The sequence below is a fragment of the Serratia sp. 4542 genome, assembly GCF_016805595.1.
GTDB classification, from domain to species: domain Bacteria; phylum Pseudomonadota; class Gammaproteobacteria; order Enterobacterales; family Enterobacteriaceae; genus Serratia; species Serratia nevei.
This window is the reverse complement of record NZ_RXKV01000011.1, coordinates 43,016-58,220: the sequence shown is the minus strand read 5'-3', so window position 1 is coordinate 58,220 and position 15,205 is coordinate 43,016. Positions and strand designations below refer to the sequence as shown.

Sequence of the window (15,205 nt, the reverse complement as noted above, 5' to 3'; positions counted from 1 at the left end):
TCAGGCTTGCGCTTCGCGCTCGGCGATGTAAGCCAGCGCCATGTCGATGCGCTGCAGCGAACGCTTCTGGCCGATCGCATGCACGGTCACGTCCATGCCCGGCGACTGGCCGGCGCCGGTCACCGCAACGCGCAGCGGCATGCCGACTTTACCCATGCCGACACCCAGCTCATCCGCCGTGCCCTGAATGGCGTCGTGCACGTTTTCCGGCGTCCAGACGGTGATGGCGGCCAGCTTGGCGCGCACCGCTTCCAGCGGCTGACGCGCCACCGGGCGCAGGTGCTTCTTGGCCGCGTCGGCGTCGAACTCGCTGAAGTCTTCGTAGAAGTAACGGCAAGACTCCGCCATCTCTTTCAGCGTTTTGCAACGCTCGCCCAGCAGTTTGACGATGTCTTTCAGCTCTGGGCCGTTGCGGGTTTCAATGCCCAGCTGCTCAACGTGCCATGCCAGATGCACCGCCACTTCTTCCGCCGGCATATGGTTAATGTAGTGGTGGTTCAGCCACTGCAGCTTCTCGGTGTTGAACGCGCTGGCGGATTTGTTGATCGCTTCCAGCGTGAAGAACTCTTTCATCTCATCGATGGAGAAGATCTCCTGATCGCCGTGGGACCAGCCCAGGCGCACCAGGTAGTTCAGCAGCGCCTGCGGCAGATAGCCGTCGTCGCGGTACTGCATGACGCCCACGGCGCCGTGACGCTTGGACAGTTTTTTACCGTCGTCGCCGAGGATCATCGACACGTGCGCGTATTCCGGCACCGGCGCGCCCAGCGCTTTGAGAATGTTGATCTGGCGCGGGGTGTTGTTGATGTGGTCTTCGCCGCGGATCACATGGGTGATTTCCATGTCCCAGTCATCGACGACGACGCAGAAGTTATAAGTTGGCGAACCGTCGGTGCGGCGGATGATCAGATCGTCCAGCTCCTGGTTGCTGAATTCGATCGGGCCGCGAATTTTGTCGTCGAAGATCACCGAGCCTTCCTGCGGGTTGCGGAAGCGCACCACGTGCGGCTCGTCGTCGGTGTGGCTGCACTGACTGTCGCGGCAGTGGCCGTCGTAACGCGGCTTCTCGCCGTTTTCCATCTGCTTCTCGCGCAGCGCTTCCAGACGTTCCTTGGAGCAATAGCATTTATAGGCCGTGCCCTGCTCCAGCATCTCGTCGATGACCGCGTTGTAACGATCGAAACGCTTGGTCTGGAAATACGGGCCTTCATCCCAATCCAGGTTCAACCAGTTCATGCCATCCATAATTGCGTCGATCGCGTCCTGGGTGGAGCGTTCCAGATCGGTATCTTCGATACGCAGAACGAACTCACCGCCCGCATGGCGGCTGAACAACCAGGAGTAAAGTGCGGTACGCGCGCCGCCGACGTGAAGATAGCCGGTCGGGCTCGGTGCAAAACGGGTTTTGATTTTCATTGGGTTCACTGCCTTATTACGCAACGCGTGTCGGCGGTTGCCGACGATTGCTCGGAATTGAAAAAAGAGTGGACGACATTGTATCACCACGCGCTAATTCCTCAACGCCGACACGATATTGCACCGGTCGATTTCGCGCGTTTTGCGGCGAGTTTCGCATAGCGTTGCGCAAAGAATCGGCGCCGTTGGCGATAATTATCGCGCCCTGCCTAAATTTGCGGCGAACGATTGAAATCATTTTAAAAACCGTTGACTCACTTTGAACTATCCCTATAATGCGACTCCAACAAGACGGGGCGATTAGCTCAGTTGGTAGAGCATCTCCTTTACACGGAGGGGGTCGGCGGTTCGAGCCCGTCATCGCCCACCATCTTGTTGAGTAAAAATGAGAACGAATGAGGGTGATTAGCTCAGTTGGTAGAGCATCTCCTTTACACGGAGGGGGTCGGCGGTTCGAGCCCGTCATCACCCACCATCATTCTCTCGTTTAGCAGCACCTGGAAGTCCCGAAGTGGGTGATTAGCTCAGTTGGTAGAGCATCTCCTTTACACGGAGGGGGTCGGCGGTTCGAGCCCGTCATCACCCACCACTTCTGCGGGTCGTTAGCTCAGTTGGTAGAGCAGTTGACTTTTAATCAATTGGTCGCAGGTTCGAATCCTGCACGACCCACCAATTCAGAAAAAAGCGCCTTTTGGCGCTTTTTTCGTTTCTGCGCCACCTAAACCCGACTTAATCTTCTTGCCGACAGAGTTCACCGAGTCGTGCAGGATAAGACAAAAGCATTTATGCTTTTGAACAGCGCTTGCGCTGGCCCGAAGGGGCCGGCTATGAAATAGGCGGATAGCCGTAGAGGTTCGAGCATCGCGCAGCGGTACGACAACGCGCAGCATTGCCCGCAGGGTGAGGCCACAGGCCGAATCAATCCTGCACGACCCACCCATTCAGGAAAAAAGCGCCTTTTGGCGCTTTTTTCGTTTCTGTCTCACCCCCTTCCCCTTTCTTCTTACTCTTTCTTTATTCACCACGCGCTGAGATACGAATGGTTATCATTTTGCCGGCTTGAATGGTAAATTAGCGGGCATCCACCACGCAGCCAATCCGCCGCCGGATTGATACGCCTTAGTTCAAGGAAAGAAAGAGCCCGCTCATGACCCTATCCTTACGCCAGCTGTTCATTGCATTTATCGCCACTTCCAGCCTATTGCTCAGCGGCTGCGGCCCGGACGACAAGAGCGACGAGCAGAAACCGTCCGCCCCCGCTGCCGACAGCAGTTGGCCGCGCACCATCGACAGCGCCAAAGGGAAGTTCACGCTGGAAAAACCGCCGCAGCGCATCGTGTCCACCAGCGTCACCATCACCGGCACGCTGCTGGCTATCGACGCCCCGGTGGTCGCCAGCGCCGCCACCAGCCCGAACCCTCTGGTGGCCGATAAGCAAGGCTTCTTTACCCAGTGGAGCGAGGTAGCCAAACAGCGCCACGTCGAACGATTGTATCAGGTGGAGCCCAATGCCGAAGCCGTCGCCGCCGCCGCGCCGGATTTGATCGTCGTCGCCGCCACCGGCGGGGATTCGGCGTTGAAACTGTATGACCAGCTGTCGGCCATTGCGCCGACGCTGGTGCTCGATTATGGCGACAAAAGCTGGCAACAGCTGGCCAGCGAGCTCGGCGAGATCACCGGCCATGAAGCCGGCGCCAAACAGGCGGAAGATCGTTTCGAACAGCGCGTGGAGCAAGTGAAGCAGGCGATCGCGCTGCCGCCGCAGCCGACCACCCCGCTGGTGTATGCCGACAACGGCCGCGAGGCCATGCTGTGGACGCCGGGCTCCGCCCAGGGCAAGCTGCTGACCCAGCTCGGCTTCCAACTGGCCACCCCGCCGGAAAGCGCCAAAGGCAATGCCAGCATGGGTAAACGCCATGACATCATCCAGATCTCCGGCGAAAAAATGGCCGAGGGCCTGAACGGCAAGACGCTGATCCTGTTCGCCACCAACGAGCGTAAAGTGCAAGAGGTGCTGACCAACCCGTTCCTCAAACATCTGGAGCCGGTGGAACAGCGGCACGTCTACGCCGTCGGCAACGACACTTTCCGTCTCGATTACTACAGCGCCACCAACATGCTGAACCAAATCGAACGGCTGTTCAAAAAGCCCTGAACCACGCCGTCGGCGGGTCAGCCTCCTGCCGACGTTTGCCATAAACAGGGCAACCGTTCACATTCAATCAATTGAAATATCAATAGTTATTAACATCGTCAACGCACCTGTGCCACCAACCGGCGGGTGCATGCGGGCGTAAACTCGTGCTACTATTGGCGCCCGCATGAACGCAAATAACAATGAGAATAAAAATCATACAGGAGTTACCGGTGTGAACGTACCCACTCCGACTGAGCGGACGCTTTCGTCCGCACCGCACGCAGCTTACGCCAGTGGCTTCAAACGCATCGCCGGGTTCGGTATCGGCTTGGCGCTGTTGCTGCTGTGCATCATTGCCAGCCTGATGCTGGGTTCCAAAGCCATCCCCTTCCATACCGTCTGGCTCAGCCTGCAGGGCGCAGCGAGCGGTTCCGACAGCACCATCATTCTCAACGCCCGGGTACCCCGCACGCTGGCGGGCATCTTGGCCGGTATGGCGCTCGGCGCCGCCGGCGCGCTGATTCAGGCGTTGACGCGCAATCCGCTGGCCGATCCCGGCGTGCTCGGCATCAACGCCGGCGCCAGCTTCGCCGTGGTCATCGGCATCATGTTTTTCGGCGCGGCCACCACCGAAAGCTATATGGCCTACGCCTTCGTCGGCGCCGCCCTCACCACCCTGCTGGTCTACCTGATCGGCACGTTGGCGGGCGGGCGCATCAACCCGGTGCGGCTGACGCTGGCCGGCGTGGCGATCGGCGCGGTGTTGCTCGGCATCACCACCGGGCTGTCGCTGATCGATCCGCAAACCTTCGACCAACTGCGCTTCTGGCAGGCCGGCACGCTGGATATCCGCACGCTGTCCACGCTGCCGGTTACCGCCCCCGCCATTTTGCTCGGCTGCCTGCTGACGCTGCTCATCGCCCGGCCGCTGAATACCATCGGCATGGGGGAAGACCTGGCTATCGCGCTCGGCGCGCGCGTGGTGCTGACTCAGGTCGTCGCGGTGATCGCCATCACGCTGCTGTGCGGTGCGGCGACCGCCACCGTCGGCCCAATCAGTTTCATCGGCCTGATGGTGCCGCATATCGCCCGCTGGTGGGTCGGCCCCGACCAGCGCTGGATCCTGCCCTACTCCATGCTGCTGGCGCCGATTTTACTGCTGTGCGCCGACGTGGTCGGCCGTTTGCTGGCGGCCGGTGAGCTGCGGGTTTCCATCGTGGCGGCCTTCATCGGCGCGCCGGTGCTGATCTGGCTGGTGCGCCGCAAGAAAACGCTGGGGGGTCTGTGATGAGTCTGCCCCACACGTTGCATATCGGCCGCCCGGACGGCGTCATCAACTGGCGTATGCCGCTGCGCCTGCTGCTGGTCAATCTTTCGCTGCTGGCGTTGTGCCTGACGATGGCGGTTGCCGCGCTGTGCTACGGCACGCTGCAGCTTTCGCTGGAACAGGTCTTTGCCGCGCTCAGCGGCGAGGCGCCGAAAAATCTGGTCACCGTGGTTACCCAATGGCGCTTGCCGCGTATCGCCATGGCGCTGCTGTTAGGCGGCGCACTCGGCATGAGCGGCGCCATCTTCCAGTCGATTATCCGCAACCCGCTCGGCAGCCCGGACGTGATTGGCTTTAACATGGGGGCTTACACCGGCGCACTGATCGCCATCACCCTGTTCAACGGCGGCTATTACTACATCGCCGGCGGTGCGCTGGCCGGCGGCATTCTCGCCGCGCTGGCCATCTATCTGCTGGCCTGGCGCCAAGGCATCGCCGGCTTCCGGCTGATCATCGTCGGCATCGCCATCAGCGCGGTGCTGGTCTCCACCAATACCTGGCTGATCATCACCGCCTCGCTGGAGCGCGCCATGGACGCCGCCATGTGGCAGGCCGGTTCGCTCAACGGCATGACCTGGCAGAAAGCCCAGCCCGCCACGGCGTTCATCGTGCTGGCGGCCGCGGCCGCGCTGCTGATGGGCAAACGGCTGCAGCTGCTGGAAATGGGCGACGACACGGCGCGCGCACTGGGCGTGAACGCCGAAGGCAGCCGGCTGTGGCTGATGCTGTTCGGCGTCACCCTCACCGCCGCCGTCACCGCCACCGCCGGGCCGATTTCCTTTATCGCGCTGGCGGCGCCGCAGATCGCCCGCCGCCTGGCTGGACAATCCTCGGTCACCCTGACGTCCTCGGCGCTGATGGGCGCGACGCTGCTGCTCGGCGCCGACGTGGTGTCCCAACATCTTTTTGCGCCGATCCAACTGCCGGTCGGGGTCGTGACCGTCTGCATCGGCGGCCTATACCTGATTTGGCTGCTCATCCGTGAGGCCCGCAGATAATGAAAAGTGATAACGCCATGAGCCACCGCCTGCACGCCTCGCACCTGAAGCTGGGCTACGACAATAAAATCATCGCTGACGATCTGAGCGTGGCGATCCCCGACGGCGCCTTCACGGTGATCGTCGGGCCGAACGCCTGCGGCAAATCGACGCTGCTGCGCGCCCTGTGCCGCCTGCTCAAACCCAGCGCCGGCGAGGTGATGCTGGACGGCAAGAACATCAGCAGCTTCGCCACCAAGGCGCTGGCGCGCGAGCTTGGGCTGCTGCCGCAAACTTCAATCGCACCGGACAGCATTACCGTGGCGGACCTGGTATCGCGCGGCCGCTATCCGCACCAGAGCCTGCTGAAACAGTGGACGCAGGCCGACAAACAGGCGGTGGAAGCCGCCATGGCGGCCACCAACGTCAGCCAGTTGGCGGACCGCAGCGTCGACGAGCTGTCCGGCGGGCAGCGCCAGCGCGTTTGGGTGGCGATGGCGTTGGCGCAGCAAACGCCGCTGCTGCTGCTGGATGAACCGACCACCTATCTGGACATCGCGCACCAAATCGAGCTGCTGGATCTGTTCCGCCAGCTCAACCGCGAGCACGGCCAAACCCTCATCGCGGTGTTGCACGATCTCAACCACGCCTGTCGCTATGCCGATCACATCATCGCCATGCGCGACGGCAAGATCGTGGCGGAGGGGAACCCGGCGGAAATCATCACCGCCGAGCTGGTGGAACGGGTGTTCGGCATGCCGTGCATGATCATCGACGATCCGCTGTCCCACACCCCGCTGGTGATCCCGCGCGGCCGCTACCACTGCGACGCGCCGCAGGCATGAAAAAGGCCGGGTTACCCCGGCCTTTTCGTTACTTCTCCAGCGACACCTGCTTGAAGATGTGTTTGCCGAACGGGTCTATCTCGTAGCCTTTCACTTCCTTGCGCACCGGTTCGAAGATGGTCGAGTGCGCGATCATCAGCGCCGGCATCTGATCGTGCATCATCACCTGCGCCTGCTGGTACATCGCCACCCGCTTGGCGTGATCGTTCTCCTCGCGCGCCTGCAGGATCAGCTGGTCGAACGGTTTGTAGCACCATTTCGCCGAGTTGGAGCCGCCGAGCGAAGCGCAGGTGAACAGCGGGCCGAAGAAGTTGTCCGGATCGCCGTTGGCGGTGGTCCAGCCCATCAGCGCCGTCTGGTGCTCGCCGTTTTTAATCCGCTGCAAATATTCGCCCCACTCGAAGGTGACGATTTTGGCGCGCACGCCGATCTTGGCCCAGTCGGCCTGGATCATCTCCGCCATGCGCTTGGCGTTGGGGTTATAGGGCCGCTGCACCGGCATCGCCCACAGATCGATGTCAAACCCCTGCCCCAGCCCGGCTTCCTGCAACAGCTGCTTCGCCCGCTCCGGCGAATACGGGTAGTCTTCAAGCTGCGCGTTGCTGCCCCACTGGGTCGGCGGCAGCAGGTTCTTGGCCGGCTGGCCGGCGCCGTGGAACACCGCCTCGATGATCGCCGGCTTGTTGACCGCCAGCGCCAACGCCTGGCGTACCTTGACGTTATCCAACGGTTTTTTCTGGGTATTAAACGCCAGGAAGCCGATATTCAAGCCGGATTTTTCCATCACCTGAAGGTTGCCGTCCTGCCGCATGCGCGCCAGATCCGCCGGGTTGGGGAACGGCATCACCTGGCACTCGTTCTTTTGCAGCTTGGCGTAACGCACCGTCGCATCCGGCGTGATCGAAAACACCAGCCGATCGATCTTCGGTTTGCCTTCCCAGTAGCGGTCGAACGCCTTGTACAGGATTTTCGCGTCCTTCTGGTACTGCACCAGCTGGAACGGCCCGGTGCCTATCGGATCGTTGTCCACCCGCTGCGGCGTACCGGCCTTCAGCATCGCGTCGGCATATTCCGCCGAAAAAATAGTGGCGAAGTACATGCCCAGATCGGCGACGAACGGCGCCTCGGCGCGGGAGAGCTCAAAGCGCACGGTGTGATCGTCCACCTTGACGATCCGGTCGATCAGCGTGCCGAACTCCATCGACTCGAAGTTGGTGTAGGCGCCGTTGGAGACCTTGTGATACGGGTTGTTGGCGTCCTTTTGTCGCATAAACGAGAAGATGACGTCATCGGCGTTGAAATCGCGGGTAGGCGTGAAATATTTATTGCTCTGGAATGCCACGCCCTTGCGCAGGTGGAAGGTATAGCGCTTGCCGTCCTCGCTCACTTCCCAGCTTTCCGCCAGGCTGGGTTGCAGCTCGACGGTACCGGGTTTGAAGTCCACCAGCCGGTTGTAGATCGCCGCCGAACTGGCGTCCACCGTGGTGCCGGAGGTGAACAGCTGCGGGTTGAAGCCTTCCGGCGAGCCTTCGGAACAGTAGACCAGCGTATTGGCCCGCGCGCCGCCGGCAATCGCCAACACCAGCAGCCCGATCGTTATTGCTTTTCTTTTCATTGCGCTATCCCCAGTGGTGAAAAAACAGCCCAACGGATAGCAATAAATCATGCAGTTAGCGAAGTAAAGGACAAATTCCGCGCATAAAAACGGGCAGGCGCGCAAGCGGCCTGCCCCGGTGAAACCGCCCGATGATGATGAAATTAAATCATCTGGCTGAAGTTCATCTGCGCCATCAGCTTATAGTTGTCGGCGTAGTCGACCGGAATGGCCACCACCACCGGCCCCTGGATCGCCATCGCCTTGCGCAGCATCGGCCGCAGATCGTCCACCGACTGCACGGCGAAACCGACCGCGCCGCAGGATTCCGCGTAGGCCTTGAAATCAATCGGCCCGAACTCCACGCCGGATTTGCGCTGGTATTTGTTCACTTCCTGCATCTCCACCATGTTGTAGGCGTTATCGACCCAGATGACATGCACGATGTTGTTTTTCAGCCGCACCGCGGTCTCCAGCTCCATGCTCGACTGCATGAACCCGCCGTCGCCGGAGATAGACACCACTTTATCGCCGGGGCGAACCAGCGCCGCGCCGATGGCCCACGGCAGCGCCACCCCCATGGTTTGCTGGCCGTTGGAGATCAACAGCTGGCGGGCGCGGAAGCTGTACAGGTAGCGGGCGATCCAGATATGGAAACTGCCCATGTCCACGCACAGGGTTACATCGTCGCTGACGATGTCCTGCAGCTCCTTGACGATGCGCAGCGGATGGATCGGCATGCCGCCGCGGCGGGCGGCGCGCTCCGCCAGTTCAGTGCGCTGGCGGCCGAGATCGGTGAGGATCAGCTCCACCTCCGGCGGCACACAGACCGCCTCAGTGAACGTTTCGGTCATCATGTTCAGCGTGGCGCTGATGTTGCCCACCAGCTCGACGTCCGGCCGATAGCAGGTATCGATATCCGCCGGCAGCACGTCGATGTGCACCAGTTTCAGCCGCCCGTGGCTGTTCCACATGCAGGGATCGTATTCGATCGGATCATAGCCGACGCTCACCACCAGATCGGCCTTCTGCAACAGCTGATCGGCCGGCTGGTTGTTGAACAGGCCGACGCGGCCGGCGAAACGGGCGAAGTGGTTGACGTCGATCACCCCCGCCGCCTGATAGGTGCCGACCACCGGCATATGGGTGCGATACAGCAGATGGCGCACCGCTTCGCTGTTCTCCGGCCGGCTGGCCTGCAGGCCGAGCAGCAATACCGGGCATTTGGCCTGGCGGATCAGTTTCACCGCCGCCTGAATGTCATCCGCCGCGGCGGCCCCCATGCGCGGCAAGCGGCAGCCGGCCAGCACCGGCGCGCTGACCGGTTCATTGACGATATCCATCGGCAGGCTGACGAACGATGCCCCCGGCCGGCCGAATTCGGCGCGGCGAAAGGCGTTGGCGATCACCTCGGAAATCGCCGAACCGGCATGCACTTCGGCGCAATACTTGGTCACCGGCCGGAACATGCTGACGGTATCCATACTCTGGTGCGTCTGCTTCAGGCTGTCGGCGCGCTTCACCGCCCCGCCGAAGGCCACCACCGCGTCCCCTTCCGAAGTGGCGGTGGCCAGCCCGGTGATCAGGTTGGAGCTGCCCGGTCCGGAGGTGACCAGCGCCACCCCGGCCTTACCGGTCAAGCGGCCGACCGCCGCCGCCATAAAGGCCGCGTTGGCCTCATGCCGTACCACCACCGTTTCAATCGATGGCGCGTCCTCCAGCGAGTCGAACACCCGGTCGATCTTGGCGCCCGGAATGCCGAAAACGTGTTTGACGCCCTGCGCTTCCAGGTTTTTCACCACCAAATCGGCGCCGCATTGCCAGTCATTGCCTGTTTTTTCCTGTGCCATGGTTCCACCTCCTAAGAAAACGATCGCCGGGGTTAGCCCTCGGCGGAACGAATCGCGCGATCCAAATCCTCTGGGCAGAGGTTGGCGCGCAAGAAATCCGCATCATGCGGTAACTGAAGATTGAGACGCGTGATGACGCCGAACTGCAGACGGCCATGATCGAGCTGGTAGTCCAGCACGTGGCCGCCGCCGCTGCGGTCGTCGGTAACGAAGTGTTCGTGATAGCCGGCCACGCCGATGCCCTGCATGTAATCCGGCGAACGGAAGCCGACCAGCGTGCCGCGCCGCTGATGGAACGAGAAGGTCGGCTGCTCTTCTATCGCCTCCAGCATCGGGCGGTAGGGCCGCTCCTGGCGCGGCACGGTACGGGTTTCCACGTGGCTGAACTCGCCGTCGACCCGCACCGCGCAAAACAGGTTCGGCGAGGCGACCTGCTCGTCGATGCACTGGTGCAGCTGCGCCTTGGTGATTGGCCGGTCGAATTGCTGGCTGACGCTGGGCTGGAAAAAGGTGACGACGGCGAAGGGGGTTTTCTGTTGCAGGCCGGCCGGCCGGGCGCTGCCGTCGGCGCGCAGCTGGTGTATTTCCTGATCGAAGGCGATCAGTTCGCCGTCCAGGTGATTGAAGGTGCCAAGGCCGAAATCGCCGTGCTTGAGCAGCTCGGCAATGGTGGTCTCCCCCTCGTAAACCCCGTCGATGAGCGCGCTCATCAGCGAGATTTGATAGATTTCGCCCTCCCCGGCGTTGATCGACTGCCTGGCAAAACCCTGCGCCAAATGGCGCGCACAGGAACACCCGTGTTTTTCGTTCATGACTGACTCCTCCACCAGCGCGGGATCGCGGTTCCGCGCGTTCAAAAGGCCCACCGACGGTAAGCCAAGATGTCCCCCAAGGCGCGTTCATCAGTTGGAACGATTCAGCCTAAGGCGACAAAAAAACCGGCACGGCTGGCCGGCCGATAACCAGGTATCAGATCAGAATGAGATAAAGTAAAGGCTTACTAATCATTGAGACTGAACCGGTTATCAAATTGAACGGTTAATCTGGTGTTGGAGCGACAATCAACTCCGCAGGCGGCTCGCGCAGCCTGGGAAAAACATCTGCTATTTAGTGCTAAGCGCCGCGAGGTTTATACGTTTTCTCTCTATACGGCCGGGATGGGACGGCCTTGAAGCCCGTCGTCAACCCGCAGCCAGAGTAGCCGCCGCGCCGTCGGCAGAGAAGCGGGTATTCATAAGAAACGCTTTTGCATATAATGCAAAAATGAATGACGCCCGCTATGTAGAACATCTGCCAATTTTTCTCGACGTGGCCCGCCTGGGCAGCTTTTCCGCCGCCGCGCGCCGGCTGGGCATGGTGCCCTCCTCGCTGGTGCGCCACATCGATGCCCTGGAAAGCGCGCTCGGCGCCGCGCTGTTCGTGCGCTCCACCCGCGGCCTGCTGCTGACCGACGCCGGCGAGCTGCTGCTGACGCGCGCCACCGCGCTGATGACGGACATTACCGGCCTTCGCGCCGAGCTGAGCGCGCTGAACGAAACGCCGCAGGGCACGCTGCGCATCAGCTGCCTGCCGACCTTCGGCAAAACCTATGTGCTGCCGCTGCTGCCGACGCTGGCGGAACGCTACCCGCAGCTGTCGGTCGACCTCGATCTGACCGAACGTCTGACCGATCCGACGCAGGAACGGCTCGACGCCGCCATCCGCATCGGCGAACAGAAGGACAGCGCGCTGTATGCCAGCCGCATCGCCACCCAACGCTGGGTGATGTGCGCCAGCCCCGCCTACGTCGCCCGCTATGGCCTGCCGGCCGATCTGGAGGCGCTGCCGCAGCATCGGCTGATCGCCCGCTACCACAAGCAGCAGCCGGCCTGCTGGGCGCAGATCCTCGACGCGGCGCTGATGAGCCGCTGCACCATGGCGCTGCGCTGCGACGACTTCACCGCGCAGCGCCAGGCCGCGCTGCTCGGGCTCGGCATCGCCTTCCTGCCCAACTGGGTGGTGGGGCCGGACGTGCAGCACGGGCAGCTGGTGCAAATGCTGGAAGATCCGCGCCATGAGCAGCAAGGCATCTATCTGCTGCGCCCGATGGCGAAGGTGTCCGCCCGGCTGGCGGCCTTCACCGCCCTGCTGCAGCAAACCATCGGTCAACCGCCCAGCTGGGGGTAAAGCGGCGTCACCCGGCCGTGCAAAGCCGGGTTGTCGCTCTCGTCCTTCAGCTCGATGCCGCTCAGCCGCCGCAGGAACGCCTGCTCCAGCAGCCAGGCCAGGCGGAACGCCGCCTGCGGATAATCCAACCCCTCGGGCCGCACATTGGAGATACAGTTGCGCTCGGCGTCCGTTCTGCGCGCGTTCGGCCCCCAGGTCAAATAGACGCCCAGGCTGTCCGGCGACGACAGCCCCGGCCGTTCGCCGATCAGAACCGCCACCGCCCGGGCCTGCAGGCATTCGCCGATCTCATCCCCCAGCGCCACCCGCGCCTGATGCGCCAGCACCACCGGCGCAACGGCCAGCCCCAGCGAATCGAGATAGGGCCGCAGCGCCTGCAGCAGCGGCAGCGCCTGGCGGTGCACCGCCTTGGAGGAGAGGCCGTCCGCCACTATCAGCAGCAGATCGACGCGGCGCGATGGCGAACCGAGCAACAGGCTGCGGCTGTCCGACGCCAACCGCCGCCCCAGATCCGGTCGGCGCAGATAGGCGGCGCGATCGGCGGCCTGGCTGTGCACCGCCAGCGTGGGCCAACCGGCATCGTGCAGATCCGCCGCCAGCCGTTCGCTGTCGAAAGGTTGATGCACCGCGTCGCGCGCCTGGGCATGGGCCAGCCCGAAGCGCAGCAGCTCATCGGTCGGCAGGCTGGCGCCGGTGCGCCCCAGCGCGATGCGCGCATCGGTAAAGGCGCGCAGCGCGTCCCAGCTGTTGGCGTGAACCGGTTTGCTCATGTGCGTTCTCCCTGCAGCGCCAGCAACAGCGGATGATTGGCGGCGGCGTCGCGCAGCCGTCCGCGTTCGTCGGTAATGTTCATCGCCGCCAGCCAGGCGGCGAACTCCGGCGCGTGCTTCAGCCCCAGCAGTTCGCGGATATAGAGCGCGTCATGGAACGATGTGCTTTGGTAGTTGAGCATGATGTCGTCCGCGCCCGGCACGCCGATCAGGAACGTTAACCCGGCGGCGGCCAACAGCGTCAGCAGCGTGTCCATGTCGTCCTGATCGGCTTCGGCATGGTTGGTGTAGCAGACGTCGCAGCCCAGCGGCAGGCCGAGCAGCTTGCCGCAGAAGTGGTCCTCCAGCCCGGCGCGGATAATTTGCTTGCCGTCATACAGGTATTCGGGGCCGATAAACCCTACCACGGTGTTGATCAGCAGCGGCGAGAAATGGCGCGCCACCGCATAGGCGCGCGCCTCGCAAGTTTGCTGATCGACGCCGTGATGGGCGTTGGCCGACAGGCAGCTGCCCTGCCCGGTTTCGAAATACATCACGTTGTCGCCCAGTGTGCCGCGCCTGAGGCTCAGCGCCGCCTGCTGCGCTTCCACCAGCAGCGCCAAACTGATGCCGAAGCCGCGATTGGCCGCTTCGGTACCGGCGATCGACTGAAACACCAGATCCACCGGCGCGCCGCGCTCTATCAGCCGCAGCGTGTTGGTCACGTGGGTCAGCACGCAGGATTGGGTGGGAATGGCGAAGCGCTGGATCACGTCGTCCAGCATGTAGTTGAGCTTTTCCAGCAGCGGCAGGCTGTCGCTGGCCGGATTGATGCCGACCACCGCATCGCCGCTGCCGTACAACAGGCCGTCCAGCATGCTGGCGGCGATGCCCTGCAGGCTGTCGGTCGGGTGATTGGGCTGCAGCCGCACGCTAAGGTGGCCCGGCAGGCCGATCGTATTGCGAAAGCGCGTCACCACCCGGCACTTCTTCGCCACCAGGATCAGATCCTGATTGCGCATGAGCTTGCTCACCGCCGCCGCCATCTCCGGCGTGATACCGGCCGCCACCTGCGCCAGCATGGCGCTGTCCGCCTGCTCGCTCAGCAACCAATCGCGAAAATCACCGACCGTGAGGTGCGAGATGGGCTCAAAGGCGGCGGCATCGTGGCCGTCGATAATCAGGCGCGTCACCTCGTCCTGTTCGTACGGCACCAGCGCCTGCTGCAGGAACGCCTTGAGCGGCAAGTCCGCCAGCGCAATGCGCGCCGCCATACGCTCTTCGGCGCTTTGCGCCGCCACCTCCGCCAGATAATCGCCGGAACGCGCCGGCGAAGCCTTCGCCATCAGCTGACGCAGATCGCCAAAGCGATAGCCGCGTTGGCCCACCGTTGCCTGATACATAGCCCCCTCCCTTGCCCCGAGTGACGAGATAACAGCCCTGCACCAAGTGTAGTCAGTGGGAAAAGAAAATTATTTTGCACGCGATCGCCGCCGTCGCGCTTTCCCCCATTTCACCCGCCGCCGCTTCGGGTTACAGTAGCCGCGAAAAAAGGAGGGGTGATGGATCCGCAACGGCAAATTATCGACTGGCTGCAACAAGATGACGCTCGCATGGCCGCCCTGCGCACCGCGCGCCGGCTCGGCCTGAATGACTGGTGCCTGGGCGCCGGCTTCGTACGCAATCTGGTGTGGGATCGGCGCCACGGCTACCTGGACGCCACGCCGCTCAACGATATCGACGTGATCCACTTCGATGCGGAGCGTGCGGACGCCGAGCGCGATCGCATGCTGGAGACGCGCCTGCACCAATGGCTGCCGCGGCCTTGGTCGGTCAAGAATCAGGCGCGCATGCACCTGCGCGGCGGGCGGGCGCCTTACCGCGACAGCGAAGAGGCCATCAGCTTTTGGACCGAAGTGGAAACGGCGATCGGCGCGCGCCTGAACGCCGACGACAGCATCACGCTGGTGGCCCCCTTCGGGCTCACGGCGCTGTTCGACGACACCATCACCTTCAACGTGAAAAACGGCGATCGCGCGGCCTATGCCCAGCGCGTGCTCAACAAAGGCTGGCTGCAGCGCTGGCCGCACCTGCGGCAGGTAAAGATTTAATCGCCGCTGCCGATACCCTGAACAGCGATAGCC

At 62.7% G+C, this 15,205-nt stretch carries 12 protein-coding genes and 4 tRNA genes; 10 read left to right on the top strand and 6 right to left on the bottom strand.

Features of this window, described 5'->3' with window-relative positions; all coding sequences use genetic code 11:
- A complete protein-coding gene (gene gltX, locus EKL15_RS17435) occupies positions 1-1,416 on the bottom strand; it encodes a glutamate--tRNA ligase (protein WP_033643946.1) in 1,416 nt (471 codons plus the stop codon).
- A 294-nt stretch (positions 1,417-1,710) separates the two neighbouring features.
- Here gltX and EKL15_RS17430 point away from each other — a divergent pair.
- The 8 genes from EKL15_RS17430 (at position 1,711) to EKL15_RS17395 (ending at position 6,702) form a co-directional block, all read left to right on the top strand.
- Positions 1,711-1,786 (top strand) — tRNA-Val (locus EKL15_RS17430).
- Positions 1,787-1,815: 29 nt separating this feature from the next.
- Positions 1,816-1,891 (top strand) — tRNA-Val (locus EKL15_RS17425).
- 38 nt (positions 1,892-1,929) lie between these two features.
- Positions 1,930-2,005, top strand: a tRNA-Val gene (locus EKL15_RS17420).
- A 7-nt stretch (positions 2,006-2,012) separates the two neighbouring features.
- Positions 2,013-2,088 (top strand) — tRNA-Lys (locus tag EKL15_RS17415).
- A 475-nt stretch (positions 2,089-2,563) separates the two neighbouring features.
- On the top strand, positions 2,564-3,571 hold the full coding sequence (gene fepB, locus EKL15_RS17410) for a Fe2+-enterobactin ABC transporter substrate-binding protein (RefSeq protein WP_203090113.1): 1,008 nt from the start codon (positions 2,564-2,566) through the stop codon (positions 3,569-3,571).
- 214 nt (positions 3,572-3,785) lie between these two features.
- Positions 3,786-4,841 carry a Fe(3+)-siderophore ABC transporter permease gene (gene fepD, locus EKL15_RS17405; protein WP_060419872.1) on the top strand — a complete coding sequence of 352 codons (1,056 nt, stop codon included), beginning with the start codon at positions 3,786-3,788 and terminating at the stop codon, positions 4,839-4,841.
- Positions 4,841-5,878 (top strand): iron-enterobactin ABC transporter permease, encoded by a 1,038-nt coding sequence (gene fepG, locus EKL15_RS17400; RefSeq protein ID WP_070915235.1) that lies wholly within the window; start codon positions 4,841-4,843, stop codon positions 5,876-5,878. The genes fepD and fepG overlap by 1 nt, the downstream gene beginning before the upstream one ends.
- Before the next feature lie 17 nt (positions 5,879-5,895).
- Entirely contained in the window at positions 5,896-6,702 is an 807-nt protein-coding gene (locus EKL15_RS17395) for an ABC transporter ATP-binding protein (RefSeq protein WP_049272132.1), read from the top strand.
- 28 nt (positions 6,703-6,730) lie between these two features.
- Here EKL15_RS17395 and EKL15_RS17390 read toward each other — a convergent pair whose 3' ends face one another.
- The 3 genes from EKL15_RS17390 to budA form a co-directional block, all read right to left on the bottom strand.
- Positions 6,731-8,317 (bottom strand): ABC transporter substrate-binding protein, encoded by a 1,587-nt coding sequence (locus EKL15_RS17390; protein ID WP_203090110.1) that lies wholly within the window; start codon positions 8,315-8,317, stop codon positions 6,731-6,733.
- Positions 8,318-8,460: 143 nt separating this feature from the next.
- On the bottom strand, positions 8,461-10,146 hold the full coding sequence (gene alsS, locus EKL15_RS17385; RefSeq protein ID WP_033635442.1) for an acetolactate synthase AlsS: 1,686 nt from the start codon (positions 10,144-10,146) through the stop codon (positions 8,461-8,463).
- A 32-nt stretch (positions 10,147-10,178) separates the two neighbouring features.
- On the bottom strand, positions 10,179-10,958 hold the full coding sequence (gene budA, locus EKL15_RS17380) for an acetolactate decarboxylase (protein ID WP_033643951.1): 780 nt from the start codon (positions 10,956-10,958) through the stop codon (positions 10,179-10,181).
- A 451-nt stretch (positions 10,959-11,409) separates the two neighbouring features.
- Here budA and EKL15_RS17375 point away from each other — a divergent pair, with 451 nt between their 5' ends.
- The gene (locus EKL15_RS17375; protein WP_060439281.1) at positions 11,410-12,312 is read left to right on the top strand and encodes a LysR family transcriptional regulator; all 903 of its coding nucleotides are present in this window, start codon (positions 11,410-11,412) and stop codon (positions 12,310-12,312) included.
- Here EKL15_RS17375 and eutC read toward each other — a convergent pair.
- Positions 12,291-13,082, bottom strand: coding sequence for an ethanolamine ammonia-lyase subunit EutC (eutC, locus tag EKL15_RS17370; RefSeq protein ID WP_070915231.1), 792 nt, complete (start codon positions 13,080-13,082; stop codon positions 12,291-12,293). The genes EKL15_RS17375 and eutC overlap by 22 nt on opposite strands.
- On the bottom strand, positions 13,079-14,464 hold the full coding sequence (locus EKL15_RS17365) for an ethanolamine ammonia-lyase subunit EutB (RefSeq protein WP_203090107.1): 1,386 nt from the start codon (positions 14,462-14,464) through the stop codon (positions 13,079-13,081). Before EKL15_RS17365 ends, eutC begins: the two co-directional genes overlap by 4 nt.
- 159 nt (positions 14,465-14,623) lie before the next feature.
- Between EKL15_RS17365 and EKL15_RS17360 the strand changes: the two genes are divergently transcribed.
- The gene (locus EKL15_RS17360) at positions 14,624-15,172 is read left to right on the top strand and encodes a nucleotidyltransferase family protein (protein ID WP_060419854.1); all 549 of its coding nucleotides are present in this window, start codon (positions 14,624-14,626) and stop codon (positions 15,170-15,172) included.
- Positions 15,173-15,205 lie beyond the last annotated feature (33 nt).